Here is a 26,584-nt window from a genome sequence, read left to right as displayed (position 1 = left end):
GAGTAGAGGGAGAATCTTACTTGTCGATCTTCTTCTTCGCCTTGGTAATCGCCTTCTCCGCGCGAGACTGCAACTTATCGGCCTTCTTACCAGCAGCCTTAGCTGCGCGACCAGACTTCTTCTCGGCCTTAGACAGGGCCTTGTCGGCCTTCTTCTGCGCCTTGTTCGCCTGCTTCACTACACCCTTGCGAGCCTTCTTGGTGTCTTGATTCACATCATCGAGCCACTCGGAAGCGGTGTCGCGGGCGGTGCCCAGCCACCCTGCGGTGGTGTCCACTGCGGTGTCCACGAGCTTGGAAGCGGTGTCGATCCAGTCGTCCTTGTTCTCGTCGACATAGTCCGAAACCTGCTGGCCAGCGGTCTGCGCCTGGGTGGTCACCTTGTCGGTGGTGTCCTGGATCCAGTTGGTGGCCTGGTCCAGAGCCTTCTCGGACTCCGACTGGGTTGGCAGCGCTGCCTGGACCTTGGCGTTGACGTTCTTCGCAGCCTTCTCGGTGCGCCACTTCAGTCCTGGCTTGCCCGCGGTATCCGCGGTAGCGAGGAAGAGGCCGCCAAGCAGTGCAACGTTGGTGAGAGCACCGTTACGACGAGATGCCTTCTCCTCGGGAGTGTCCGCATCCCAGAATGCGTGGCGACCAAGCAGGGTAGGCACTGCGGTTGCAGCCAGAAGACCAGCGGAAACGCGGGGAGCCTTGCCCAGTGCGTACAGTGCGCCGGCGCCGACCTTGGTGCCGCCGATGACCTGGGCGACCAGCTGAGGGTCCTTAGGAACCTTCGTGGCGTAGCTTGCTGGCAGCACGGTGCGCATTTGCTTGAGGAAACGCTCGGAGGACTCAATGTGGCTGGAGGTGTTCACGAGGGTATCCACGCCGTCCGCTACGTACACAGAGGCGAGCATGGGACGTGCAATCTTACGAATCATTTGAAGCATCAGTCCTTTTCAATCGATAATGATGAGCGATCCATAAATATATTATACTGGAATCGCCATTCGGTACTCCCTACTACTGTAGACCGATTTTACCAACGACGCTCCCACCATTCCGGCAGGTGCGGGCGCTCGGTGCCGATCGTGGTGTTTTTTCCATGGCCCGGCCAGAGAATGGTCTCGTCGCTGTACTCGTCGAAAACGCGGGTTTTGGCGTCGTTGTAGAGGCGCACGAAGTCACCTTCGGAAGCTGTCTTGCCTAGGCCGCCGGGGAAGATGGAGTCGCCGACGAAGATGTTGGTCACACCGTCGATCTCGATGGGCAGGCACGCGCCACCCGGGGTGTGTCCGCGCAGGATGATCACCGGGATCTCTTGGCCTGCAAAGGTTAAGGTGTCGCCGTGGTTTAGCTCACGGTCGACGGGAGCTGGCAGAGCGGGGGAGTCTAAGAAGGACGCCCAGTGGGTGGCGCCTGTGCGCTCGAGAACTTCCTTGAGCGCGCCGACGTGGTCGTGGTGACGGTGCGTGGTCAGCACATCCGTCACCTTCCCCCCAGCGCTCTCCGCCATCTGCAACAGTGCATCCGCATCGGTCGGGGCGTCGATAAGCAATCCCTGCTCTCCGGCGGCGAGGAGGTAGCTATTGTTGTCCATCTTGCCGACGGAGACGTGGTGCAATGTAAAGGTCTGGTTCATGATTGCGAGGATACGCGAACTTGGTTGGCGCGAATTGATTGCTCGCTGGTATGTTCGACAATTGAATGCTCTAACACGGTTTATTATCCGGAAAGGGATACCTACTTCGTGGCTGACAAGCTCATTGTGCGCGGTGCGCGCCAACACAATCTCAAAAACATTGATATTGAGATGCCTCGCGACAAAATGGTCGTGTTCACCGGTATGTCCGGTTCCGGTAAGTCATCGATGGCCTTTGACACTATTTTCGCTGAGGGCCAGCGCCGGTATGTTGAGTCCCTGAGTTCCTATGCGCGCATGTTTTTGGGGCAGATGGATAAGCCTGACGTGGACTATATTGATGGTCTCTCGCCGGCGGTGTCTATTGACCAGAAGTCCACGAACCGGAACCCGCGCTCAACTGTGGGTACCATCACCGAGATTTATGACTATCTGCGTCTGCTCTACGCGCGTGCCGGTACGCCGCACTGTCCTGAGTGCGATGCGGTGATTGAGCGCCAAACTCCGCAGCAGATTGTGGATCAGGTCATGTCCATGGAGGAACGCAAGAAGTTCCAGGTGCTCGCGCCCGTGGTGCGCAAGCGCAAGGGCGAGTTCGTCGACCTGTTCAAGGACTTGGCATCGCAGGGCTTCTCGCGTGCGAAGGTGGATGGGGAGATTTACCAGCTTTCCGAGCCGCCGACGCTGAAGAAGCAGATCAAGCACGATATTGATGTGATCGTGGACCGTCTGCAGGTTAAGGAGAGTCAGAAGCAGCGACTGACGGATTCGGTGGAGACCGCGCTGCGACTCGCTGATGGACTTGTGGTGATCGAGTTTGTTGACGAGCCGGAGGACTCTGAGGAGCGTTACGCCATTTTTTCCGAGAAGATGGCCTGTCCCAATGGGCACACCCTGAACATTGATTCTTACGAGCCACGTTCCTTCTCCTTTAACGCCCCCTTCGGTGCCTGCCCGGACTGTGATGGCTTGGGTACGCGCACCGAGATGGACGCGGATTTGATCGTGCCCGATCCGGATGCCCCGGCGATCGACGCGTTCCAGCCCTGGAACTCCAGCCCAAATAAGAGCTACTTCTCCAAGCTGATTGGTGGTTTGGCCACCGAGATGGGCTTTGACGCCGAAGCGCCGTTCTCCTCGCTGAAGAAGTCTGAGCAGAAGGCGTTGCTGGAGGGCTCGGATACTAAAGTCCACGTGACGTATAAGAACCGCTATGGCCGCCAGCGCAACTTCAACTCGGCCTTCGAGGGTGTCATGGGGTACCTGCGCCGGAAGCTGGAATACGCGGATACCGATGCTGCGAAGGAGCGCTACCTGGCGTATACCCGAGAGGTTGCCTGCCCGACCTGTGGCGGAACACGCCTGAAGCCGGAGATCCTTGCGGTGCGCCTGAATTCGACCACACATGGGGAGAAGTCCATCGCGGGTCTCACCGCTCTGTCGGTGGCTGATGCTTCCGAGTTCTTGGACAGCCTCGTGCTGGGCTACCGCGAGGAAATGATCGCCGGTGCCGTATTGAAGGAGACGCAGGCGCGCCTGCACTTCCTTATCGATGTCGGCCTGACCTATCTCTCGCTGGACCGCTCGGCGGGAACGCTCTCGGGCGGCGAGGCCCAGCGTATCCGCCTGGCTACCCAGATCGGCTCCGGTCTGGCTGGCGTGATGTATGTGTTGGACGAGCCGTCGATTGGCCTGCACCAGCGTGACAACCAGCGCCTCATTGGTACTTTGAAGAAGCTCCGCGACCTGGGCAATACGCTCATCGTCGTCGAGCACGACGAGGACACCATCCGCGAGGCGGACTGGCTCATCGACATCGGACCGGCCGCCGGTGAATACGGTGGCGAGGTGATTTACCAGGGCGAACCCCAAGGCATTTTGGAGGCTCCTAATTCCGTCACTGGCGATTACTTGGCTGGGCGCAAGAAGATTAAGGTGCCGGAGACGCGTCGGCAGGTGGATCCCGAGCGCAAGCTGAAGATCATTGGTGCCCGCGAAAACAACTTGGACAACATCGACGTGGAGCTCCCACTCGGCTTGCTCGTCGCTGTGACCGGCGTGTCCGGCTCGGGTAAGTCCACGCTGGTAAACCAGATCCTGGCGAAAACCCTGCAGAACACTCTGAACCGATCGCGGCAGGTGCCGGGGCGCGTGAAAAAGGTCGAGGGCATGGACAACTTGGACAAGTTGGTTCAGGTGGATCAGTCGCCGATTGGTCGCACCCCGCGCTCGAACCCGGCAACCTACACGGGTGTTTTCGACAAGATCCGCAACCTCTTTGCGGAAACCCAGGAGGCCAAGGTCCGCGGATACAAGGCCGGACGCTTCTCCTTCAACGTCAAGGGCGGGCGCTGCGAGGCCTGCCGCGGTGACGGCACGATCAAGATCGAGATGAACTTCCTGCCCGACGTCTACGTTCCGTGCGAGGTCTGCCACGGTTCGCGCTTCAACCGCGAAACCCTTGAGGTGCGCTACAAGGGCAAGAACATTTCGGAAGTTCTGGACATGCCGATCAGTGAGGCGGCCGACTTCTTCGAACCGATCCAGTCGATCCACCGCTACCTGGCCACGCTTGTCGACGTGGGCCTGGGCTACGTTCGCCTCGGCCAGGCAGCCACCACGCTGTCCGGCGGCGAAGCGCAGCGCGTGAAGCTTGCCGCGGAGCTGCAGAAACGCTCCAACGGTCGCACCATCTATATCCTCGACGAGCCCACCACGGGCCTGCACTTCGAAGACATACAGAAACTGATGATGGTGCTGCAGTCCCTGGTAGACAAGGGCAACTCAGTGCTCGTGATCGAGCACAACCTCGACGTGATCAAGTGTGCTGACTGGATCGTCGACATGGGCCCCGAAGGCGGCAACGGTGGCGGCACCGTGGTGGCCCAGGGAACTCCGGAAGATGTGGCCCAAGTCGAGGGCTCCTATACGGGCAAGTACCTGAAAGAAATGCTCTAGGAATTCTCTACTGGGGCCTCACGGGTCCGTGCGCTCAGGCGGACCCGGATCGTCGCGATGGTGATCAACAAGATGCCGGAGAGCGTAAACGCGACCGCCCGCGCGATCCCATCGATAGACGAGAGGTCGAAAAACACCAGCTTCAGCGCGGCCGCGATCGCAAGCACCAGCCCGACGGTCAGGCTGCGATTGTTTTTAAGGAAGCGCTTCGACAGCAGCACCCACGCCGCAAGCAGGATCCACGACACCGAGACAATCGCGTGGCCCACGACGAATCCCAACGGAGCTTGGTCGCCGGCGAGTTCGAAAAGGAACGTCGACACGGTCACCATGACCACCATGTAGAGATACAAGGCGACGATGCCGAGGACCATGAGAATCCCCGACGGAATGCCCTGCAACGACTCGCGATGCAGGAAGGCCACGACGAGGATAAGCGCGAAGCCCAGTGCTTGGAACAGGATCTCAGGGCTAGTCAATTCGCGGACGGCGCTTCCGGTGAGAACTGGCAAGAGGTCGTTGGTAAGGAAAATTGCCACACCAGCCCACGCCGGCCACACAATATTGCGATAGCTCGGGCGCGAACGAAGTTCCCATGTCACGGCGAAGAATCCGGCCGCGAAGAGTGCGATCACCAGGAAGTGGCGAATCTCCGGATTGACGTGTTCATCCGCGAATGTCACGTAGAGCGCCAGCAGAGACAGCGCCCCGAAGCAGAGCCAGGCCACCGACTGTTCCCAGAGATTCTTGTGCAGTGGGTTGGACGTATCGACCCGTTGGATAATGACGTAGCCCGCTGCGGTTGTCAGCGGAATCAGCCAGCCCACCCATCCAGTGCTGAAGCCCGCGCCGATGAGCAGCAGGGCCAAAGGAATGAGGGTGAGCTGCAGCAACTGCGTACGAGGCTGTGGGGAACGCGCTTCAATGAATACTGCGAGGAGTGCATAGACGACGATCGCGACTACCCACAGAATCGTGTCGAGGCCTCGGGTGCCGATTACATAGAGCGAATTCACGACCGCAAGCGCCGAAGCAGCCATCCGAACATGCTGCGCGCCAGGAAGAATCACTCGGCGGTTCTGCGGAAGGGAGGTCAATAGTAATATCGACGGGGTAGCGAGCGACACCATAGTGAGCGAACCATTCGCAAACAGGAAGTAGCCCAGGTAAAAAATCGCACCGATGCCCATGGCCACAGCAAGCATAGAGTTGCGCCGCATTCGGGCGAACACCGCAAATCCAATAAACAGCACCAGGTGCACCACGCTCGCTTGATCAGGTGTCCACCACGCGAGCCAGTTCGCAAGCCCGATGATCGTGACAACAGCGACGAAAAACGACGTCGCATAGAGCGCGGTCGACCCGGCCGTTGCCGAGGTCCTCCGCTCGACGATCAGCCCCCCAATAAAGAGTGCAACCGACAGGAGAACGGCGAGAATCACTCGACCGAGCGGGCCCAGGAGCCCATTCTGGATGGCCAACGTGATGCCCAGCCCGACACCGATTACCGTAATAATCGTGCCGAGGACGGCAATGACGCGCACAATGATTTGCTCGGTAGTCAAAGGTTGCTTGGCCTGCGGCGCTGCTTGACGACGAAAGCCTGTCTGTTTCAACACCACCCGCGGTACTGGGTGTTGCTGGGGCGGGGCAGGGGCATCGTCGTTAAGCCGATGCGTGGCCACACCGAGGACACGCTGCGGTTCCTGCTGTGCCTGTTGTGGTGTCTGCGTTTGTGGTGCCTCCATCGAGCGGATGAGTCGCTCGAGTTCGACGATCACGTTCTGTGTGCGTACCGTAGCCGATGTGAGTTGGTTGAGGCTCTCGCGGGCTTCGGCCAACACGAGCCTTTGGTGGGGTGAATCCGTACTCATGGTGCTGGATGCCTTCCGCCGTTGAATGGTGATTGAGTTCATTATCTGCCACCGCGCCAGATTGTGCTGGAAGTACGGATTTTGGATCTGGCGAGCCATCTGTTAGCATTATCCCCACTACCGCCCAAAGCACTTTTCCAGGTGCCAGGGACGCAAGTGGAGTTACTCCCACCCCATGCCGCCGATTCGGTTGGTAACGGGTCAAATACACGGTACACCTCGTTTGAGGGGGTACTAGTGTTTGGAAGAACTCCCGCTGCTCACAAACGAGCAAGCGGGTTTTTTGTGTGTGTAACTCTAGGTGCGGCAACTGGTAGCGAATAAACTAATTGTCTTTTAACTGAGGAGTTCTCATCAGCGCTGAAGCTCGGATCAACGAAAGAATCCGTGTCCCTGAAGTTCGTCTCGTCGGCCCATCCGGCGAGCAGGTCGGCATTGTCCGTACCGACGATGCTCGTAAGCTTGCCTACGACGCAGATCTTGATCTAGTCGAGGTTGCTCCAAACGCCAAGCCGCCCGTAGCCAAGATCATGGACTATGGCAAGTACAAGTACGAGCAGGCCCAGAAGGCCCGCGAGTCACGTAAGAACCAGCAGCAGACCGTGGTGAAGGAACAGAAGTTCCGTCCCAAGATCGATGAGCACGACTACCAGACCAAGAAGAACAACGTTGTTCGCTTCCTTGAAAAGGGCAACAAGGTCAAGGTCACAATCATGTTCCGAGGTCGCGAGCAATCGCGTCCCGAACTCGGTTACCGTCTCCTCGAGCGTCTGGCTGATGACGTTAAGGATCTTTCGGTCGTCGAGTCCCGCCCTAAGCAGGACGGCCGCAACATGACCATGGTCCTTGGCCCCACCAGCAAAAAGGGCAAGCAGTAGACCACCTTTTCCAAACTCTGAAGGGTTTAGATCATGAAGCAGAAGACCCACAAGGGCACCGCTAAGCGCATCAAAGTAACCGGTTCCGGCAAGCTGCGCCGCTACCAGGCTGGCAAGAAGCACCTGAACGAGCACAAGACCTCCAAGCGCGTTCGTCAGCTCAAGGGCGACGCACCTGTTGCGAAGGCTGACGTGCCACGCATCAAGAAGCTCCTGGGCCGCGCATAATTTTCGCGCCCGCACATCCAAATAAGAACTTTTAGACAGTAAGGAAGTACAACTGTGGCACGTGTCAAGCGCTCAGTTAACGCCAAGAAGAAGCGTCGCGCGATTCTGAAGTCCGCTAAGGGCTACCGCGGTCAGCGCTCCCGCCTGTACCGTAAGGCCAAGGAGCAGTGGCTGCACTCCATGACTTACGCGTACCGCGATCGTCGCGCCCGTAAGTCCGAGTTCCGCAAGCTCTGGATCCAGCGCATCAACGCTGCAGCTCGCATGAACGACATCACCTACAACCGTCTCATCCACGGCCTGAAGCTGGCTGAGATCGATGTCGACCGCAAGATCCTTGCTGAGCTCGCAGTCAACGACTTCGCTGCGTTCTCCGCAATCTGCGAGGCTGCAAAGGCTGCACTGCCAGAGGATGTTAACGCTCCTAAGGCTGCTGCATAAGCACTTCTGCTTGGTTTTTAACCACCCGTCCTGGAATTAGGTTTCCGGGGCGGGTGGTTTTTTATTTTTTCCGGGGATGGTATCGACTGATTTGGGTTTCGATCCGGGAAACCTCGCCCAGACAGCGAATTGGTCGATACCAGGAGGGGCACCGGAAACCCCGCTGCTAGCATGAACGCCATGGCCTTAGATTTTGAGCAACCCTTCACCGAGCGCACCCCGAGAATCGTGAATGCGGCGAAATTGCAGCGGGCGGCAGCTCGTCGTAAAGCGAATCAGTTCTTGGCAGAGGGGGAGAACGCCGTCGAGGCTGCGGTTTCCACCGGTGCCGCGACCGACCTCTTCGTCACCGAGGAAGCGGCGGAGCGGTTCGCGGACATCGTGACCACCGCGAACTATATGGACGTGTACACGCACGCCATCACGGACAAGGCGGCCGAGCACCTTTCGGACACGGTGAATACCACCGGTATTTTCGCGCTCTGCAAGCCTGTGACCTGGACTACCGGCGCGATTCTGAAGTCGCGGACGAATTTCGTGGCTGTGGGCGTGGAAACCAACGACCCGGGCAACGCGGGCACCCTGATCCGCATGGCCGACGCACTGGGTGCAACCGCCTGCATTTTTGCCGGGGACTCCGTGGATCCGATGTCGCCGAAGGTGGTGCGCTCGAGCGCGGGCTCGCTGTTCCATGTGCCGGTGGCGCGTGAGAAGGACATCAAGGGTGTGATTGGTCAGCTCAAGGCGAAGGGCCTGAAGATCGCAGCGACCACCATGGATGGCGAGGTCAGCCTGGCTGAACCAGGGGAGTTCATTAGCCAGCCGACCGCCTGGCTGTTCGGCAACGAGGCACACGGCCTGCCCGAGGACATTCTGGCGCTCGCGGACTACCAAGTCTCCATCCCGATCCACGGTTCGGCGGAGTCGCTGAACTTGGCTACGGCTGCCGCGATGTGCCTGTGGGAATCCTCCAAGGCGCATTACGGCAACCAAAACATCAGCACCGACGAAAAATAGTCGAACCGACCGGGTATGCTGGTTGAGTTGAAAATTTAGCTACTATTCACAGAAGGGCTCGGGTGACAAAGAGCGTGTCTGACACTCCCGAAATCGTGTTGACGGAAGAGTCGTTGAACCAGGCAGCGGACGCTGCCATCGCGGCTTTTGATGCGGCGCAGGACTTGGCTCAGCTGGAGCAGGCCAAGCGCGACCATTTGGGGGAGCAGGCGTTTATCTCGCAGGCTCGCCGTGCGCTGGGCTCGCTGCCCAAGAACGAGCGCAAGGATGCTGGCCGGATGGTCAACATGGCGCGCGGCAAGGTGGAAAAGCACTTCGCGCAGGTCTTCGAGGTGCGAGAGGCAGAGCACCGCGCGCAGCAGCTGAAGGCTGAGAAGGTCGACGTGACTATGCCTACGGCACGCAAGTCGCAGGGCGCAATGCACCCGATCACCACGCTCAGCGAGAACATTGCCGACATCTTCATCGGTATGGGCTGGGAAATCGAGGAGGGCCCCGAGGTTGAGGCGGAGTACTTCAACTTCGACGCGTTGAACTTCATCCCGGATCACCCGGCTCGTACGCTGCAGGACACTTTCTATATCGGTGAGGAGGGCTCGCAGCAGGTCATGCGCACGCACACCTCGCCGGTGCAGGTGCGCACTATGCTTTCTCGTGATGTGCCGCTCTACATCGCATGTCCTGGTCGCGTGTTCCGCACCGACGAGCTGGATGCCACTCACACTCCGGTCTTCCACCAGGTAGAAGGCCTGGCAGTAGATAAGGGCCTGACCATGGCTCACCTGCGCGGCACCCTGGATCACCTGGCCAAGGTGCTTTTCGGCCCTGAGACCAAGACCCGTATGCGCACCAACTACTTCCCATTCACCGAGCCATCGGCAGAGGTGGACGTCTGGTTCCCGAACAAGAAGGGCGGCGCCGGCTGGATTGAGTGGGGCGGCTGCGGCATGGTCAACCCCAACGTTCTGCGCGCCGTGGGTGTGGATCCCACCGAGTATTCCGGTTTCGCATTCGGCATGGGCCTCGAGCGCACGCTGCAGTTCCGCAATGGTTTGACGGATATGCGCGACATGGTTGAAGGCGACGTACGTTTCACCGTTCCATTCGGTGTGCAGGCTTAAGGGTTAAGGAGACTTAGAAACACATGCTTATTTCGCAAAATTGGTTGACCGGCCTGCTTCGCTCAGGCGGCAACGACAACTGGTCCGTCTCCTCCGAGGATCTCGACGCGGGCTTCGTGCGCGTCGGCTTCGAAACCGAGGGCTACGAGAAGATTGAGGAAACCACCGGCACCCTCGTCTTCGGTCGCGTGAGCAACATCGAGGAGCTCACCGAGTTCAAGAAGCCCATCCGCTATTGCCAGGTCGACGTCGGCCAGGCCAACGGCACCGGCGAGCCACAGGGCATCATCTGTGGTGCGCGCAACTTCAAGGAAGGCGACCTCGTCGTCGTCGCCCTGCCAGGTGCTGTCCTGCCAGGCGGCTTCGCCATCGGCGCGCGTGAGACCTACGGCCACATCTCGGCCGGCATGATCTGTTCGGCGGCGGAGCTCGGCTTCACCGACAAGCAGAACTCGGGCATCATCACGCTTAGCGACGATTATGGCCAGCCCGGCGAGGATGCCCGCGCCGCCCTCCAGCTCGACGACACTATTTTCGACGTCAACGTCACCCCGGACCGCGGCTACGCTCTGTCTGCTCGTGGCCTGTCCCGCGAGGTGGCTTCCGCCTTCGACCTGAAGTTCGGCGACCTCGCGCTGGATCCAGCAGTGGCAGGTTTCGACCTCGCAGGCGTACCTGAGCCCACCGAGTCGCTCATCGACATTACCGCTGACGAAGACACCAAGACCATCCGTTTTGGTCTGCGCAAGGTCGAGGGCATCGACCCTCAGGCCGAGACTCCGTTCTGGATGCAGCGCGAGCTCATGCTCTCCGGCATCCGCCCGGTCAACGCTGCTACCGACGTGACCAACTACGTCATGATTATGCTTGGCCAGCCGATGCACGCCTTCGACGCGAACCAGGTCAAGGGCAACCTGCACATCCGCAACGCGCAGGCAGGGGAGAAGTTCGAAACCCTCGACCATGTCGTCCGCGAGCTCAACGCCGAGGACGTTGTCATCTGCGACGAGGCCGGCATCCAGTCCATGGCCGGTGTCATGGGCGGTACCACCTCGGAGATCACCGACGACACCGTCGACGTCTACTTCGAGGCCGCGACGTGGCACGCACTCACGGTTGCGCGCACCTCGCGCCGCCACAAGTTGAGCTCGGAAGCTTCACGACGATTTGAGCGCGGCGTGGATCCCGCCATCGTGGAAGTAGCGCTGGATATCGCTAGCGCCCTGCTCGTCGAGATTGCGGGCGGCACCATTTCCGCAGGCCGCACGCTGATAGGTGAGGTTCCTGCTCAGGATCCCATTGAGATGCGTACCGCGCACCCATCCGAGCTGATCGGCGTGGACTACTCGCGCGAGACGGTCATCGGCAACCTGGAAGAAGTCGGCTGCACCGTCCAAGACAACGGTGACACCCTCTCGGTCACCCCGCCAACCTGGCGCACCGACTTCTCCATGCCGGAGGACTTGATCGAAGAGATCATGCGCCTTGAGGGCCTAGACGATATTCCGCTGGTTCTGCCTACCCCACAGGGTGGTCGTGGCCTGTCTCCGGAGCAGCGCCGTCGTCGCGCAGTGACCCACGCTCTTGCCTACAACGGCTACGTAGAAATTCTGCCCACCCCATTCATCGCCAACGACACTTTCGATAAGTGGGGCCTGGACGCCGACGACCCTCGTCGTAACGCGGTCAAGGTACAAAACCCACTGGACAACGACTACGCCATCTTGGGCACCACCTTGTTGCCTTCCATGCTTGAGGCCGTAGGTCGCAACGTCTCGCGCGGTCGCCGCGACATCTCGCTCTACGGCGTGCAGCAGGTCGCGTTCAAGCGCGGCGAGCGCTCGGAGATGCCAAGCGTGGAGCAGCGCCCAAGCGACGAGACGGTCCGCGAGCTCATTGAGTCGCTGCCGGATCAGCCGCTGCATGCTGCCACCGTCGGCGCCGGCAACATCGTTCTCGAGGGTCCGTGGGGCGAAGGCCGTGCTTATGGCTGGTCCGACGCAATTGAGTCGGCGCAGGTTGTTGCCCGTGCCGCTGGTGTCGAGCTCGAACTCGAGTCCGCAGATCAGCTGCCATGGCACCCTGGTCGCTGTGCGGCGCTCAAGGTCGGGGATCAGATCGTTGGCTACGCTGGCGAGCTGCACCCGCAGGTCCTCGAGGCCCTCGAGCTGCCGGAGCGCACCTGCGCGATGGAAATCAACTTGACGGCACTGCCGCTCGAGGAGCGTTTCCCAGCACCTGTGCTCTCGTCGTTCCCTGCGCTGCACCAGGACATTGCGCTGGTCGTGGACGAGGACGTCCCAGCGGAGCACGTGCGCAAGGTCGTCGAAGAGGGTGCCGGCGAGCTGCTCGAATCGGTAGAGCTTTTCGACGTCTTCCGTGGTGAGCAGCTCGGCGAGAACAAGAAATCCCTGGCCTTCAAGCTGCTTTTCCGCGCTGAAGACCGCACGCTGACTGACGACGAGGCCTCCGAGGCTCGTCTCAAGGCTGCGGAAGCCGCGGCGGCTCGTTTCGGAGCAGAAATGCGCGCATAAAACACGCGGTTCCTACACACCCCACTGCATACTTTGCATTGGGGTGCATAAATGCTAGAGTGTGTTCATGGCACTCAAGGTAGCAGTAGCAGGAGCAACAGGATATGCAGGCGGCGAGATTCTGCGCCTGTTGTTGAATCATCCGCAATATCTTGCAGGCGAGCTTGAAATCGGCGCGCTGACCGGAAACTCGAATGCCGGTCAGCCTGTCGCCGAGCTTATGCCGCATCTTCCGCAGCTGGCGGACCGAGTGATTGAAACAACCTCGGTGGACACCCTCGCGGGCCACGATGTTGTCTTCCTTGGATTACCGCACGGCCACTCCGCAGAAATCGGGGCGGCGCTTCCCGAAGACGTCGTGGTCATTGACTGCGCGGCAGACTTCCGCCTCCAAAACTCGGAGGATTGGGAAACCTTCTATGGTTCCGCGCATGCGGGCACCTGGCCGTATGGCATTCCGGAGATGCCTGGTCACCGCGAGCAGATCCAAGGAGCTCGTCGTATAGCGGTGCCCGGCTGCTTCCCAACGGGCGCAACCCTGGCCACCATGCCTGCCGTCGAAGCCGGCATCATCAAACCGGACTTGGCCTTCGTGTCCGTCACCGGCGTCTCTGGGGCGGGGAAGAAGGCATCGGTGCCACTGCTGGGATCGGAAACCATGGGCTCGCTGAAGGCATATAACACCGCGGGCAAGCACCGCCACACCCCGGAGATCCGACAGAACCTGAGCGAAGTCACCGATCTGGACGTGAACGTGAGCTTCACTCCGGTTTTGGCACCACTGCCACGCGGCATCCTCACGACGGCAACAGCCCCGCTGGCCGAAGGCGTGACCACGGATGTGGCGCGCAAGGTCTACGAAGAGTTCTACGCAAACGAGCCATTCGTCTACCTCTTGCCGGAAGGCGTTCAGCCTCAGACCCAGAACATCGTTGGTTCGAATATGTGCCACGTGCAGGTCGAAGCCGATGTAAATGCTGGAAAACTGTTGATGACAAGTGCGATTGATAACTTGACGAAGGGAACCGGCGGCGCTGCCGTGCAGTGCATGAATATTGCGCTCGGTTTCGATGAAGTTGCTGGTCTGCCACAAGCAGGCGTCGCCCCTTAACCCGTTGTACCGATTAGAAAGATTTCACTCATGAGCACTCACGGAATTACCTCACCAGCTGGCTTTAGCGCAGCGGCCACCGCGGCTGGGATCAAGCCCTCCGGGAACCCAGACATGGCGTTGGTTGTGAACAACGGCCCAGACTTCAACGCGGCAGCGGTATTTACGCGCAACCGTGTGGTTGCCTCTCCGGTCAAGGTGACTCGTGAGGCGATCAAGGATGGCCAGCTCAAGGCTGTGCTGTTCAATTCCGGTAACGCTAATGCCTGTAACGGTGTTCAAGGCGACAAGGATGCCGTGGAAATGCAGGCGGCCGCGGGCCAGGCCGTGGGTGTGGACGCAAATGATGTTGCGGTGTGCTCCACCGGTCTTATCGGCGAGCTGCTTCCGATGGACAACGTCCGCGCCGGCGTTGCCGCAGTTTCTGGTGGCCTGGGCGATCACGGCCACGACGCGGCAGTGGCGATCATGACCACGGACACCGTGAGCAAGGAAGCCTACTTTCAGGGCAACGGTTGGTCCATGGGCGCGATGGGCAAGGGTGTGGGCATGATGGCTCCATCCTTGGCCACCATGTTGGTCACCATCACCACCGATGCGAAGGCAACTCCTGAGGCATTGGACCAGGCGCTGCGTCAGGCCTCGAAGGTCACCTTCGACACCCTCGACATCGATGGTTCGACCTCCACCAATGACACCGTGATTATCATGGCTTCCGGTGCCTCCGGTGTGGAACCAACGCAGGAGGAACTGAACCAGGCCGTGCTTGAGGTCAGCTCGAGCATCGCGGATCAGATGCAGGCCGACGCGGAAGGCGTGACCAAGCGCGTCACCATCAACGTCCAGGGCACCACCACCGACGAGCAGGCGCTCAACGCGGCCCGCACCCTCGGGCGCGACAATCTGTTCAAGTGCGCCATGTTCGGCTCCGACCCAAACTGGGGTCGCGTGCTGGCAGCCGTGGGCATGGCCGATGCGGACATGGACCCAGACAACATCTCCGTGTACTTCAATAACCAGGCCGTATGTGAAAAGACCACGGGCACGCCAGGTGCGCGCGAGGTGGATCTCAGCGGTGCAGACATTGACGTACTCGTTGACCTGGGTACCGGTGGAGAAGGCAAGGCGATGGTGCGTACCACCGACCTGTCACACGATTACGTGGAAATCAACTCGGCGTACAGCAGCTAAGGAAATAGACATGGATGACTTGATGAAAGGCGTCAACAGCGAGGTACGCGCAAACGTCCTCGCAGAGGCACTGCCGTGGCTCAAGCACTTCCGCGACAAGATTGTCGTGGTGAAATACGGCGGCAACGCCATGATCGACGAGTCGCTCAAGGAAGCGTTCGCAGCCGACATGGTTTTCCTGCGCACCGTAGGCGCGAAGCCCGTGGTCGTGCACGGTGGTGGCCCGCAGATCACCGATATGTTGAAGCGCGTCAACCTCGACGGGGAGTTCAAGGGCGGGTTCCGCGTGACCACCCCAGAGGTCATGGAAATCGTGCGCATGGTGCTTTTCGGCCAGGTCGGGCGTGACCTTGTTGGCCTGATCAATAGCCACGGTCCTTACGCGGTGGGCACCACCGGCGAGGACGCACGGCTCTTCACCGCCGAGAAGCGCTACGTAAACGTCGACGGCAAAGAAACCGACATCGGCCTCGTGGGCGACATTGTGGACGTGAACCCTGAGGCCGTGATGGACATCATCGAGGCGGGCAGAATACCCGTGGTCTCCGGCATCGCCCCAGGCACCGACGGCAATGTGTACAACATCAACGCCGATTCCGCTGCCGGTGCGCTAGCTGAGGCGATTGGCGCGGAACGCCTGGTCATCCTCACCAACGTAGAGGGCCTCTACACCGACTGGCCAAACAAGGACTCGCTGGTGTCCAAGATGGAAGTGGACAAGCTAGAGGAGATCCTGCCCACGCTTGATGCCGGCATGATCCCGAAAATGGAGTCCTGTCTGCGCGCCGTGCGTGGGGGAGTCAAGGCCGCACACGTGATCGATGGTCGCATCGCACACTCGGTCCTCCTCGAGCTGATGACCATGGGCGGTATCGGCACCATGGTGCTGCCAGAAGAATACGAACGCGCAGATTACCCAGACGGAACCGTCTTCAGAAAGGACGTGAAGTAGGTTGAGCAACCTATCCACCAAGTGGGGCGAAGTGTTGATGAACAACTACGGCACCCCACAAATCCAACTCGTCTCGGGCCACGGCGCTACCGTCACCGATAACGAGGGCAAAGAGTACATCGACATGCTCGCGGGCATTGCGGTGAACTCCCTCGGCCACGGCCACCCCGACATCGTCGCGGCTGTATCCAAGCAGGTCGGCGAGCTGGCACACGTGTCCAACCTGTTCATCACGGAACCAGCCGTCAACGTGGCTGAGGAACTGATCAAGCGCTTCGGCGACGATTCCGCCCGCGTCTTCTTCTGCAACTCCGGCGGCGAGGCCAACGAGGCAGCCCTGAAGATCTCGCGTCTGACCGGCCGCAAGCGCGTGCTTGCAGCACACCACGGCTTCCACGGACGCACCATGGGTTCGCTCGCGCTCACGGGCCAGCCAGATAAGCGCGAACCATTCGCACCGCTGGTCCCAGGAGTGGAGTTCTACCCTTACGGTGACATCGACTTCCTCCGCAAGCAGGTAGAAATCAACGCCAGCGACGTGGCAGCCATCTTCTTGGAGCCGATCCAGGGCGAGACGGGTGTTATCCCGGCACCGGAGGGCTTCCTCAAGGCGGTTCGCGAGCTGTGCGACGAGCACGGCATCCTCATGATCGTCGACGAAGTCCAAACTGGTGTCGGCCGTACCGGAGACTTCTTCGCCTTCCAGCACGACGGCGTTGTACCCGACGTGGTCACCATGGCGAAGGCACTCGGCGGCGGCCTGCCGATTGGTGCCACCATCGCTCGTGGCAAGGCTGCCGAGCTCTTCCAACCTGGCGCGCATGGCACGACTTTCGGTGGCAACCCGGTGGCGTGTGCCGCAGCCCAGGCAGTGCTGAGCGTGGTGGACGATAAGTTCATCGCAGACGTGAAGCACAAGGGCGAGGTGCTCGTCGCAAAGCTCAAGCAGCTCGACGGAGTGGTCGACGTCCGCGGTCGCGGCCTCATGCTCGGCGTCGTGCTCGACGAGCCACTGGCGAAGCAAGCCGTTACCGAGGGCTACAACCAGGGCGTGATCTTGAACGCGCCTTCCGCCGACGTGATCCGGCTGACACCAGCGCTGATTATCTCGGACGAGGAAATCGATACAGCCGTCACGCGCATCGGCGCAACAATCACCGCATTGAAAGGAGAGGAGTAGATATGCCACACAATTTTTTGGCTGACGACGATCTCACGCCCCAGGAACAAGCCGAGGTGCTTGACTTGGCGGCTGAGCTGAAGCGGGCGCCGTTTTCGAAGCGTCCGTTGGAGGGGCCGAAGTCGGTGGCGGTGTTGTTTGACAAGTCGTCGACACGCACGCGTTTTTCCTTCGACGCGGGCATCGCGCAACTCGGCGGACATGCGATCGTGACCGAGACCGGCAACTCGCAGATGGGCAAAGGCGAGACCTACCAGGACACGGGCGCGGTGCTCTCGCGCTTCGTGGAAATGATCGTGTGGCGCACCTACGCGCACTCAAATCTGACCGATATGGCAGAGACCGCGACCGTGCCGATTATCAATTCGCTTTCCGACGACCTGCATCCCTGCCAGATCCTGGCCGACCTGCAGACCGTGATCGAGAATCTTTGCCCTGAGGAAGGACCGGCGGGTCTGAAGGGCAAGAGGGCCGTCTACCTGGGCGACGGCGACAACAACATGGCCAACTCGTACATGATTGGTTTCGCTACCGCGGGCATGGACATCTCCATCGTGGGGCCTGAGGGATTCCTGCCGAAGCAGGAGTTCATCGACCGCGCCCGCATCCGCGGCGATGAGACCGGAGCGACGGTGACCGTGACCTCGGATACCGCTGAGGTCGAAGGGGCCGACGTGGTGATCACCGACACCTGGGTGTCCATGGGCATGGAGAATGACGGCAAGGATCGTCGTACCCCGTTCCTTCCGTACCAGGTCAACGGCGAGCTGATGGGCAAGGCCAAGGACGACGCGATCTTCCTGCACTGCCTGCCTGCCTACCGTGGAAACGAGGTCGCCGCCGAGGTCATCGATGGCCCGCAGTCCCGCGTCTTCGACGAGGCGGAGAACCGCATGCACGCGCAGAAGGCCTTGATGGTCTGGCTGCTGGAGCACCAGTAACATGACCGCCCCAGCATCTCGCACCGCGCGCCAAGCCAGGATCTTAGACATCCTGGCGAACTCGCGGGTGACTTCGCAGGTTCAACTCTCGGAGTTGCTTCTCGACGAGGGCATCGACATCACCCAGGCCACACTCTCACGAGACCTGGATGAACTCGGGGCAGTCAAGGTGCGCCCAGCCTCGGGCGGCCGCGCGTACTACACCGTCAACACCCAAGACCAGACGCTGGCGCAAGCCTCGTCGGGCCCGCGGGATAAGCTGCGGCGCATGCTCGAGGAGCTTGTCGTGTCCGTGGACTATTCTGCGAATATCGCCGTGCTGCGCACCCCACCCGGGGCCGCACAGTATCTGGCCAGCTACATCGACCGGGTCGGGCTCGAGTCGGTGGTGGGCACCATCGCTGGAGACGACACGATCTTTGTCCTCGCGCGCGATCCTGTCACAGGCAAACAGCTGGCCAGGGATCTAGCAGCAACGCCTGAACAAGAGCCCGAATAAATGCCCAAGCAAGTCCTGTCTAGCCAGGCAGGTACTCTAAGAAATATTGAACTTCGAAAACTTCGAAAATAGGAGAAAACATGTCAAACCGCGTTATTCTCGCCTACTCAGGCGGCCTGGATACCTCCGTTGCTATCCCTTACCTCGGTGAAATGACCGGCGGTGAAGTTGTTGCAGTCTCGCTCGACCTGGGCCAGGGCGGCGAAGACATGGAGTCCGTGCGCCAGCGCGCGCTGGACTGTGGCGCGGTTGAGTCCATCGTCATCGACGCGAAGGACGAATTCGCTGAGGAATACTGCCTGCCTACCATCAAGGCCAACGGCAAGTACATGAAGCAGTACCCACTGGTCTCTGCAATTTCTCGCCCGCTCATTGTGAAGCACCTCGTTGAGGCTGCCAAGGAGCACGGCGGCACCCACGTGTCGCACGGCTGCACCGGCAAGGGCAATGACCAGGTTCGTTTCGAGGTGGGCTTCCGCAACCTGGATCCTTCCCTCGAAATCATCGCTCCTGCTCGTGACTATGCATGGACCCGCGACAAGGCCATCGCCTACGCCGAGAAGATCAACCTGCCAATCGAGCAGTCCGCTTCCTCGCCATACTCCATCGACCAGAACGTGTGGGGCCGCGCTGTTGAGACCGGCTTCCTCGAGGACCTGTGGAACCCACCAACAAAGGACCTCTACGCCTACACCGAGGATCCAAACCTGGGCAACGCTCCTGACGAGGTCATCATTTCCTTCGAGGCCGGCAAGCCTGTCGCCATCGACGGCAAGCCTGTCACCATGCTCGAGGCCATCGAAGAGATGAACCGTCGTGCAGGCGCACAGGGCATCGGCCGCCTGGACATGGTCGAGGACCGTCTCGTGGGCATCAAGTCCCGCGAGATCTACGAAGCACCTGGCGCCGTTGCCCTGATCACGGCACACGAGGCTCTCGAGGACGTCACCGTCGAGCGCGAGCTGGCTCGCTACAAGCGCGGCATCGACGCACGTTGGTCCGAGGAGGTCTACGACGGTCTGTGGTACTCGCCACTGCACACCTCGCTCACCGCGTTCATCGACTCCACCCAGGAGAATGTCACCGGCGATATCCGCATGGTTATGCGTGCTGGCACCTGCGTGGTCAACGGTCGTCGTTCCAACAGCTCGCTGTATGACTTCAACCTGGCTACCTACGACACCGGCGATTCCTTCGACCAGACCGCGGCAAAGGGCTTCGTCCAGCTGCACGGTCTGTCCTCCCAGATTGCCAACAAGCGCGACCGCGAGGCAGGCCAGAACTAATGCAGCAGCACGGTACCAACGAGGGAGCTCTCTGGGGCGGTCGCTTCTCGGGCGGCCCTTCGGAGGCCATGTTCGCGCTCTCGGTGTCCACCCACTTCGACTGGGTGCTCGCACCCTACGACGTGTTGGCTTCGAAGGCTCACGCCAAGGTTCTCAATAGAGCAGGATTGCTTAACGACGATGACCTGGCCTCCATGCTTGCCGGGCTCGATCAGTTGGGCGCAGATGTGGCAGATGGCAGCTTTACTCCTGATGCCACCGACGAAGATGTCCACGGAGCCATGGAACGTGGCCTGATCGACCGCGTCGGCCCTGAGGTTGGTGGCCGTCTGCGTGCTGGCCGTTCCCGCAACGACCAGGTGGCAGCCATGTTCCGCATGTGGCTGCGCGACGCTTTGCGCGATGTCGCTCTCGACGTGACTGACCTGGTGGACGCGCTCGTCGCTCAGGCAAAGGCGCATCCGGATGCGATCATGCCTGGTAAGACCCACTTTCAGGCAGCCCAGCCGATCCTGCTCGCGCACTCTCTGCTCGCACATGCGCAGCCGTTGCTGCGCGATCTTGAGCGGATCCAGGATCTGGACAAGCGCCTCGCCGTGTCTCCGTATGGCTCGGGTGCGTTGGCGGGTTCGTCGCTGCACCTCGATCCAGAGGCGATCGCCGAGGAGCTCGGTTTCGATTCCGCAACCGACAACTCCCTCGACGGCACTTCCTCGCGCGATTTCGCCTCCGAGGCGGCGTACGTTCTGGCGCAGATCTCCGTGGATCTTTCTCGCTTCGCTGAGGAGATCATCGCGTGGTCCACGCCAGAGTTCGGCTACATCACCCTCCACGACGCGTGGTCCACCGGTTCTTCGATCATGCCGCAGAAGAAGAACCCTGACGTGGCTGAGCTGACCCGTGGCAAGTCTGGTCGCTTGATCGGTAATCTCGCAGGTCTGCTTGCCACGCTCAAGGCACAGCCTCTGGCGTACAACCGTGACCTGCAGGAGGACAAGGAACCCGTAATTGATTCGGTAAACCAGCTCAAGCTGCTGCTCCCGGCACTGACGGGCCTGACTTCTACCTTGGTTTTCCACGAGGATCGGATGCGCGAGCTCGCACCGCAGGGCTACACCCTGGCCACCGACCTGGCCGAGTGGATGGTGCGCCAAGGCGTGCCTTTCCGCGAGGCACACGAGGCCTCCGGCGCCTGTGTCCGCATCGCGGAGTCCCACGGCGTGGATCTAGTCGAACTTTCCGACGAGGAGCTGGCCAGCGTGGATTCCCGGCTCACCCCAGAAGTCCGCGAGGTACTCACCATCGATGGCGCCGTTGCCTCCCGCGATACTCGTGGCGGCACCGCGCGTCCGCGCGTGGAGGAGCAGCGCGAGCGTGTCGAGGCGAAAAACGCCGAGTACCGCTCGTGGGCGGAAACGCCGGTGCGCAGCTAGGCGGTTAGTACATTTGCACTGCAAACCAGCCAGGAGTGCCATAAGCTAAGCACATGAGTCCTGGTTCAAACACCAAGAACAACGGGAGATCGAAATCCGTTGTCCTTGGTGTTCTTTTGGTTGTAGTGGCGGTAGTAGCAGTAGTGCTCGGCAGGTTTGTGTTGCCCAACACCGACCTGCGCTCGCTCAATCCTCTGGCTGGTTTTTCCACCACGCAGGTCAGCGGGGTAGTCGGTTCTGAAAAGGCCGGATTCTTCCGGGACCCGGATGTAGAAAAGCGGTTCCGCCAACTTGGCTATGAGGTCAATGTCACCACAGCCGGCTCGCGTGAGATCGCCGAGCAAACCGACCTTTCGCAGTACGATTTCGCCTCACCATCGTCGGGCCCAGCCACCGAAAAGGTCGAGCGCCAATCCTCCGACTACACGGCGTCCTATCCGTTCTATTCTCCGATGGGTGTGGCCACCTTCGAACCCATCGTCGAAATCCTCAAGCGCGAAGGTCTCGTGCGCGAGGACAATGGGATGCAAGTCCTCGATGTCGCCGGATTTACCGAATTAGCCACGTCGAATACCCGTTGGCGCGACCTCGGCAGTGAATTTCCCTCGCCGCGAACGGTGCAGATTTCCACCACCGATATTCGCACCTCAAATTCGGCCGCGATGTACCTGTCGATCTTGTACTGGGTGTTTACCAACGAGAATCCTGAATTGGCCAGCAACAATGACGAACTCGTCCGGCAAATCACCCCGTTCTTCGCGGGGCAAGGCTACACGGCCTCGAGCTCGGCCGGCCCGTTCGCGGACTACCTCAGCCAGGGCATGGGCGCCGCACCAATGGTCATGGTCTATGAGGCACAGTTCCTCGGCGAGCAGATGTCACCGAACTCGCGTATCGACGATTCCCACGTCCTGCTCTACCTCGACCCGACTGTCCAGGCAAACCACGGTGTCGTCGGAATGAATGAGGCCGGTTCTGAGGTCGGTCGCCTGCTCACCGAGGATGCTGAGCTGCAGGAGCTAGCGGCCCGCCACGGGTTCCGCCCCAGCAACTCCGAGATCTTTTCCGAGGTCATGAGTGAACATGGCTTGACGCCACCCGTAGATTATGTGGCCTCGGTCGATCTGCCGTCTTATGACCAGCTCGAACTCTTGATTACTGAGGTGGGCAAGGCGTATACAACGCCACCTCGAGACGACCCTGAAACCACCACCCCCGAGACGACGGAGACCAACTAATGAAACGCATACAAGCACTCCTCGTTGCCATCCTGGCATCCGTCGGTCTTGTGGCCTGTGGCTCGTCGCCAAGCGTGGGCTCGCTCTTTGGCTCGAACTTTAACGACGAGCCACTCACCATCGTCGCCGCCACCGAGCTCCAGGACCTTGAGCCGTTGGTGCAGAGCGCTTCAGACGATCTTGGATTTCCGATCGAGCTGCAATTTCCAAGCGGAACGCTGGAAAACTCGCAGAACCTGTTAGCAGGGGAGTTCGACGGGCAAGTGGACGCGACCTGGTTCGCGACGAACCGATACGTCGACCTCATCGGCGCCTCGTCGAAGCTCGCCGACGAAACCAAGATTGCCACCAGCCCGGTCGCTTTCGGAGTCTGGGAAGAATCTGCCCAGCGACTCGGCTGGGACACCCACCAGCCGACCTGGGCTGAGTTTGCCCAAGCGGCAGAAGCCGGCGATTTCACCTTCGGCATGACGGATCCGTCGACCTCCAATTCCGGTTTCTCCGCGCTCGTCTCCGTGGCAACAGCGCTTTCCGATACTGGACAGGCGTTGAACCAGGCCGACATCGCCACCATCTCTGAGCCGATGACGCAGTTGTACCAGGCGCAGGACATGGTGTCCGGCTCGTCCGGCTGGCTTGCGGACTCCTTCGTCGAATCGCCCGGCAAAGTGGACGCTATTGTCAACTACGAATCCACGTTGTACCAGCTTCGCGACGAAGGCCATCCCATCACCGTGATCGTCCCGCAGGACGGAGTGATTTCGGCCGATTACCCGCTGTCTACCATGGCTCAGCCGTCCGACAGCGAAGCCGGCGACAAAGTCCAAGCCTTAAGCGAGTGGTTGCTCGAGCACCAAGACGATATCGCGCAGACTTACCGGCGCCCAGTTGGCCAAGTCTCAGCGATGCCCGCCGAGCTCGAGCAGCAGCAAGTGATTGAACTGGCCTTCCCGGGAGACCAGGCGGTCGTCGATACGCTCTTGAATTCTTATAACAATGAGTACCGCCAACCTGGATCGACGACGTTCGTCCTGGATACCTCTGGGTCGATGGAAGGCGAGCGGTTGGAGTCGCTGCAGGTGATCATGCGCTCGCTGATCAACGGCGATGCGGCGACGTCGACGGGTGATGTGGCGCTGCGCGACAACGAGCAGGTCACCGTGCGCGGATTCGATCAAGCTAACCCGCCGACCACGGTTGTGTTTGACCGCGAAGATCCCGGTGTGCGGGCCGACCTTGAGTACTACGTCAACGGTTTGCAGGCGCAAGGCTATACGCCGTTGTACCAGTCGCTTCTCGACGCCTTACGTGACGCTGACACACAGCACGGCATTCCGACGATTGTGTTGCTCAGCGACGGCATCGTGACCGAGGGACCGAACTATCCGATGTTCCTCGACGAGTATGAGAGCCTGCCCGCAGACAAGAAAGAAATTCCGGTATTCGTGATCCTGTACGGCGAGGCCAGCGTGGAGGAGATGAACGGGGTGGCAGACTTGACCGGTGGGGAAGTCTTCGACGCCATGGGCGGCGACCTCGATGCAGCATTTAAGGAGATCCGTGCCTTCCAATAGTGAATCTGCCGACAACACAGGTGTGAACACGAACTTTTTTAAGTCGCGCAAGAACCTGGTGGGAATTATCGCCGCCGTGCTGGTGATTGTGATCCACCTCGCGGTGGGTCTTGGCGCTCTGTGGCCCGTGGTTGCCGTTGCTGCCTGGGGTGCCGGCGCTGTGCTGACTCCCGAGAAGAAGCAAAAAGAGCTGCCGAAACCGGCCGTACCGGCTCCCGTGACCCTCGAGCGCACGCTGCAGGCCACCCTGAACCAACTTGGGCATGCGAATCCGCCGCGCGAGGTCCTCGATCAGGCACGCGTGCTCAGCCAGAATGCCCGTTTCGTGCTTGCCGAGTGGGATTCCATGGAATCCGCGCCCGATCAGCAGCAAAGCGTGTGGAATATCATCGAGATCTACCTGCCCGAGGTGGTCACCACCTACCTCGATGCGCCTGATCTCCATCTGCCCTCAGCTGTTGACCACGTGCTTGACTCGCTGTACACGCTCACCACCGCGCTTGAATCCATCAAACAGGCCATTTTGGACAACAACGTTCGCGCCCTCGACTCCCAGGCCAGGATGTTGCGCTCAAAGTTTGGCAACCTGCCGGGGCTCAACGGTAACCCAGAGGCAGAGAACGGGTAAGGTAATCAACCATGAGTCTTGATCCGAAACTGCTCGAAGTACTGGTCTGTCCCAAGGACAAGGGCCCACTGACCTATCTGGAAGATGAACAGCTCTTGGTCAACGAGCGGCTCGGCATTGCCTATCGCATCGATGAAGGCATCCCAGTATTGCTTATCGACGAAGCACAGCCCTGGACCCCATCCGCATAATTTATCAATTTATCAATTCATCTTAAAGGAACACCTTTGTCATCGACGAACATCATTGACGAGCTCACTTGGCGTGGCCTGATCAACCAATCCACCGATCTGGACGAACTGCGCAAGGCTACCGAAGAGCCCATCTCTCTCTACTGCGGTTTTGACCCCACCGGTCCTTCGCTGCACGCCGGCCACCTGGTACCACTGTTGATGCTGCGCCGCTTCCAAGAAGCTGGGCACCGTCCATTGGTTCTTGCTGGCGGTGCCACCGGCATGATCGGTGACCCACGCGACGTGGGGGAGCGCTCCATGAATTCCGTGGACACTGTTGAGGAATGGTCCGAGCGAATTTCCGGTCAGCTTTCCCGTTTTGTTTCCTTCGAGGGTGACAATGCTGCGCAGCTGGTGAACAACAATGACTGGACGAAGGATATGTCCGTGATCACGTTCCTGCGTGACATTGGCAAGCACTTTCCGCTGTCCACCATGCTCTCGCGTGACACCGTGAAGCGTCGTCTGGAAAATGACGGCATTTCCTACACCGAGTTTTCGTACATGCTGCTCCAAGCCAACGACTTTGTGCAGCTGCGTCGCAACTACGACTGCATCCTCCAGGTTGGTGGCGGCGATCAGTGGGGCAACCTGGTAGCTGGCGTTGACCTGAACCGTCGCATGGATTCCGAACAGGTCCACGCGCTCACCGTGCCTTTGGTCACCGACTCCGAAGGCAAGAAGTTCGGCAAGTCCACTGGTGGCGGCTCGCTCTGGCTCGACCCAGAGATGACCAGCCCGTACACCTGGTACCAGTACTTCATCAATGCCTCTGACGCTGACGTGATCCGTTACCTGCGTTGGTTCACTTTCCTGACCAAGGAAGAGCTCGATGAGCTCGAGGTCGAGGTTGCCGAGCGTCCATTCAAGCGCGAGGCACAGAAGCGCCTTGCCCAGGAAATGACCAATTTGGTGCACGGCACTGAGGCAACCAAGGCAGTCGAACTTGCATCTCAGGCACTCTTCGGCCGTGCCGACCTGGAAGACCTGGATGAAAAGACCCTGGCATCTTCGGTTTCGGAAACCGAGGTATTCGAGGTTGCCCCTGGAGAAGCGCGCACAATCGTGGATCTGCTTGTGGGTACTGGTCTCGTAGATTCCCGCGGTGCAGCACGCCGCGCCATCAAGGAGGGCGGCGCCTACGTGAACAACCAGCGTGTTGATTCCGAAGAGTGGGAACCACAGTCCGAGGACCTCCTGCACGGAAAGTGGCTCGTGCTGCGTCGCGGCAAGAAGAACTTTGCCGGCGTGAAGATCACCGGATAATCGTCTAGCCCAAACAACAAACCGCATTCTATTGAATGCGGTTTTTGTGCTTCTACCTGGCGATTTGTTGTTGTGTTGGTGGGTGTGTAGATTTATGTGAGTCAGCGAGACCGACAACGCCCCGCTAAGACCTACAGGGTCTGGTGAGATGGTGGTCAGGAAAACTACCGCTGGACTAAGAAATTAAGTTATATGCCGAGAACATGGTTTTGACTTTCGTTCAGATTGTGTTTAAGGTTGATCAAGCTGCTTCAGACAAGGTTAACGCTTAGTTAACTGCGTGTGGGTGTGCAAGTGTTGTGTGAGAACTCGATAGTGTGCCAATGTACTTTTGTTTGTGTGTTGGTTTGTGTGCTTGGTTGTTTCCCTGCCGCATAG

The 26,584-nt window shown here is 59.9% G+C and carries 23 protein-coding genes; 20 read left to right on the top strand and 3 right to left on the bottom strand.

Annotated features, from left to right (window positions below; all coding sequences use genetic code 11):
- Window positions 1–16: 16 nt before the first annotated feature.
- On the bottom strand, window positions 17–922 hold the full coding sequence (locus A37O_RS0104675) for a DoxX family protein (RefSeq protein ID WP_018296335.1): 906 nt from the start codon (window positions 920–922) through the stop codon (window positions 17–19).
- A 98-nt stretch (window positions 923–1,020) separates the two neighbouring features.
- The gene (locus A37O_RS0104670) at window positions 1,021–1,623 is read right to left on the bottom strand and encodes an MBL fold metallo-hydrolase (protein ID WP_018296334.1); all 603 of its coding nucleotides are present in this window, start codon (window positions 1,621–1,623) and stop codon (window positions 1,021–1,023) included.
- Window positions 1,624–1,731: 108 nt separating this feature from the next.
- On the opposite strand from A37O_RS0104670, the gene uvrA reads away from it, so the two are divergent.
- Entirely contained in the window at window positions 1,732–4,581 is a 2,850-nt protein-coding gene (gene uvrA, locus A37O_RS0104665; protein WP_018296333.1) for an excinuclease ABC subunit UvrA, read from the top strand.
- Here the strand turns inward: uvrA and A37O_RS0104660 are convergent.
- A complete protein-coding gene (locus tag A37O_RS0104660) occupies window positions 4,578–6,455 on the bottom strand; it encodes a DUF2339 domain-containing protein (RefSeq protein ID WP_169332146.1) in 1,878 nt (625 codons plus the stop codon). The genes uvrA and A37O_RS0104660 overlap by 4 nt on opposite strands.
- A gap of 353 nt (window positions 6,456–6,808) precedes the next feature.
- On the opposite strand from A37O_RS0104660, the gene infC reads away from it, so the two are divergent.
- From infC to tyrS, 19 genes are all read left to right on the top strand, one after another.
- Entirely contained in the window at window positions 6,809–7,333 is a 525-nt protein-coding gene (gene infC, locus A37O_RS0104655) for a translation initiation factor IF-3 (RefSeq protein WP_083912589.1), read from the top strand.
- 33 nt (window positions 7,334–7,366) lie between these two features.
- A complete protein-coding gene (gene rpmI / locus A37O_RS0104650) occupies window positions 7,367–7,561 on the top strand; it encodes a 50S ribosomal protein L35 (RefSeq protein ID WP_018296330.1) in 195 nt (64 codons plus the stop codon).
- 54 nt (window positions 7,562–7,615) lie between these two features.
- The gene (gene rplT, locus A37O_RS0104645; protein WP_018296329.1) at window positions 7,616–8,002 is read left to right on the top strand and encodes a 50S ribosomal protein L20; all 387 of its coding nucleotides are present in this window, start codon (window positions 7,616–7,618) and stop codon (window positions 8,000–8,002) included.
- A 180-nt stretch (window positions 8,003–8,182) separates the two neighbouring features.
- Complete coding sequence (locus tag A37O_RS0104640; protein ID WP_026196150.1) at window positions 8,183–9,019, top strand: TrmH family RNA methyltransferase; 837 nt, start codon at window positions 8,183–8,185, stop codon at window positions 9,017–9,019.
- Window positions 9,020–9,093: 74 nt separating this feature from the next.
- Complete coding sequence (gene pheS, locus A37O_RS0104635) at window positions 9,094–10,140, top strand: phenylalanine--tRNA ligase subunit alpha (protein ID WP_026196149.1); 1,047 nt, start codon at window positions 9,094–9,096, stop codon at window positions 10,138–10,140.
- Between the two features lie 23 nt (window positions 10,141–10,163).
- Window positions 10,164–12,674, top strand: coding sequence for a phenylalanine--tRNA ligase subunit beta (gene pheT, locus A37O_RS0104630; RefSeq protein WP_018296326.1), 2,511 nt, complete (start codon window positions 10,164–10,166; stop codon window positions 12,672–12,674).
- 67 nt (window positions 12,675–12,741) lie between these two features.
- Window positions 12,742–13,785, top strand: coding sequence for an N-acetyl-gamma-glutamyl-phosphate reductase (gene argC, locus A37O_RS0104625; RefSeq protein WP_026196148.1), 1,044 nt, complete (start codon window positions 12,742–12,744; stop codon window positions 13,783–13,785).
- 30 nt (window positions 13,786–13,815) lie between these two features.
- Window positions 13,816–14,976: a bifunctional glutamate N-acetyltransferase/amino-acid acetyltransferase ArgJ gene (argJ, locus tag A37O_RS0104620; RefSeq protein WP_018296324.1), complete on the top strand. Its 1,161-nt coding sequence runs from the start codon at window positions 13,816–13,818 to the stop codon at window positions 14,974–14,976.
- A 10-nt stretch (window positions 14,977–14,986) separates the two neighbouring features.
- Window positions 14,987–15,928: an acetylglutamate kinase gene (argB, locus tag A37O_RS0104615; RefSeq protein ID WP_018296323.1), complete on the top strand. Its 942-nt coding sequence runs from the start codon at window positions 14,987–14,989 to the stop codon at window positions 15,926–15,928.
- Window position 15,929: 1 nt separating this feature from the next.
- Window positions 15,930–17,108, top strand: a complete 1,179-nt coding sequence (locus tag A37O_RS0104610; protein ID WP_018296322.1) for an acetylornithine transaminase — start codon at window positions 15,930–15,932, stop codon at window positions 17,106–17,108.
- A gap of 2 nt (window positions 17,109–17,110) precedes the next feature.
- Window positions 17,111–18,049, top strand: coding sequence for an ornithine carbamoyltransferase (argF, locus tag A37O_RS0104605; RefSeq protein WP_018296321.1), 939 nt, complete (start codon window positions 17,111–17,113; stop codon window positions 18,047–18,049).
- A 1-nt stretch (window position 18,050) separates the two neighbouring features.
- A complete protein-coding gene (locus A37O_RS0104600; protein ID WP_018296320.1) occupies window positions 18,051–18,548 on the top strand; it encodes an arginine repressor in 498 nt (165 codons plus the stop codon).
- 80 nt (window positions 18,549–18,628) lie between these two features.
- Window positions 18,629–19,834 (top strand): argininosuccinate synthase, encoded by a 1,206-nt coding sequence (locus tag A37O_RS0104595; RefSeq protein WP_018296319.1) that lies wholly within the window; start codon window positions 18,629–18,631, stop codon window positions 19,832–19,834.
- Window positions 19,834–21,267 carry an argininosuccinate lyase gene (argH, locus tag A37O_RS0104590; protein WP_018296318.1) on the top strand — a complete coding sequence of 478 codons (1,434 nt, stop codon included), beginning with the start codon at window positions 19,834–19,836 and terminating at the stop codon, window positions 21,265–21,267. The genes A37O_RS0104595 and argH overlap by 1 nt, the downstream gene beginning before the upstream one ends.
- A 53-nt stretch (window positions 21,268–21,320) precedes the next feature.
- Complete coding sequence (locus tag A37O_RS0104585; RefSeq protein ID WP_018296317.1) at window positions 21,321–22,505, top strand: hypothetical protein; 1,185 nt, start codon at window positions 21,321–21,323, stop codon at window positions 22,503–22,505.
- Window positions 22,505–24,079 carry a vWA domain-containing protein gene (locus A37O_RS0104580; RefSeq protein ID WP_018296316.1) on the top strand — a complete coding sequence of 525 codons (1,575 nt, stop codon included), beginning with the start codon at window positions 22,505–22,507 and terminating at the stop codon, window positions 24,077–24,079. Before A37O_RS0104585 ends, A37O_RS0104580 begins: the two co-directional genes overlap by 1 nt.
- Complete coding sequence (locus A37O_RS0104575; protein WP_018296315.1) at window positions 24,066–24,707, top strand: hypothetical protein; 642 nt, start codon at window positions 24,066–24,068, stop codon at window positions 24,705–24,707. Before A37O_RS0104580 ends, A37O_RS0104575 begins: the two co-directional genes overlap by 14 nt.
- Window positions 24,708–24,718: 11 nt before the next feature.
- Window positions 24,719–24,898, top strand: coding sequence for a Trm112 family protein (locus A37O_RS0104570; protein ID WP_018296314.1), 180 nt, complete (start codon window positions 24,719–24,721; stop codon window positions 24,896–24,898).
- A gap of 36 nt (window positions 24,899–24,934) precedes the next feature.
- Window positions 24,935–26,206, top strand: coding sequence for a tyrosine--tRNA ligase (gene tyrS / locus A37O_RS0104565; protein WP_018296313.1), 1,272 nt, complete (start codon window positions 24,935–24,937; stop codon window positions 26,204–26,206).
- Window positions 26,207–26,584: the final 378 nt, after the last annotated feature.

It is taken from the genome of Corynebacterium lubricantis DSM 45231 (assembly GCF_000379425.1).
Classification (GTDB): Bacteria; Actinomycetota; Actinomycetes; order Mycobacteriales; family Mycobacteriaceae; genus Corynebacterium; species Corynebacterium lubricantis.
The sequence above is the reverse complement of the archived record's forward strand: the minus strand, read 5'-3'. Positions and strand labels throughout refer to the sequence as shown.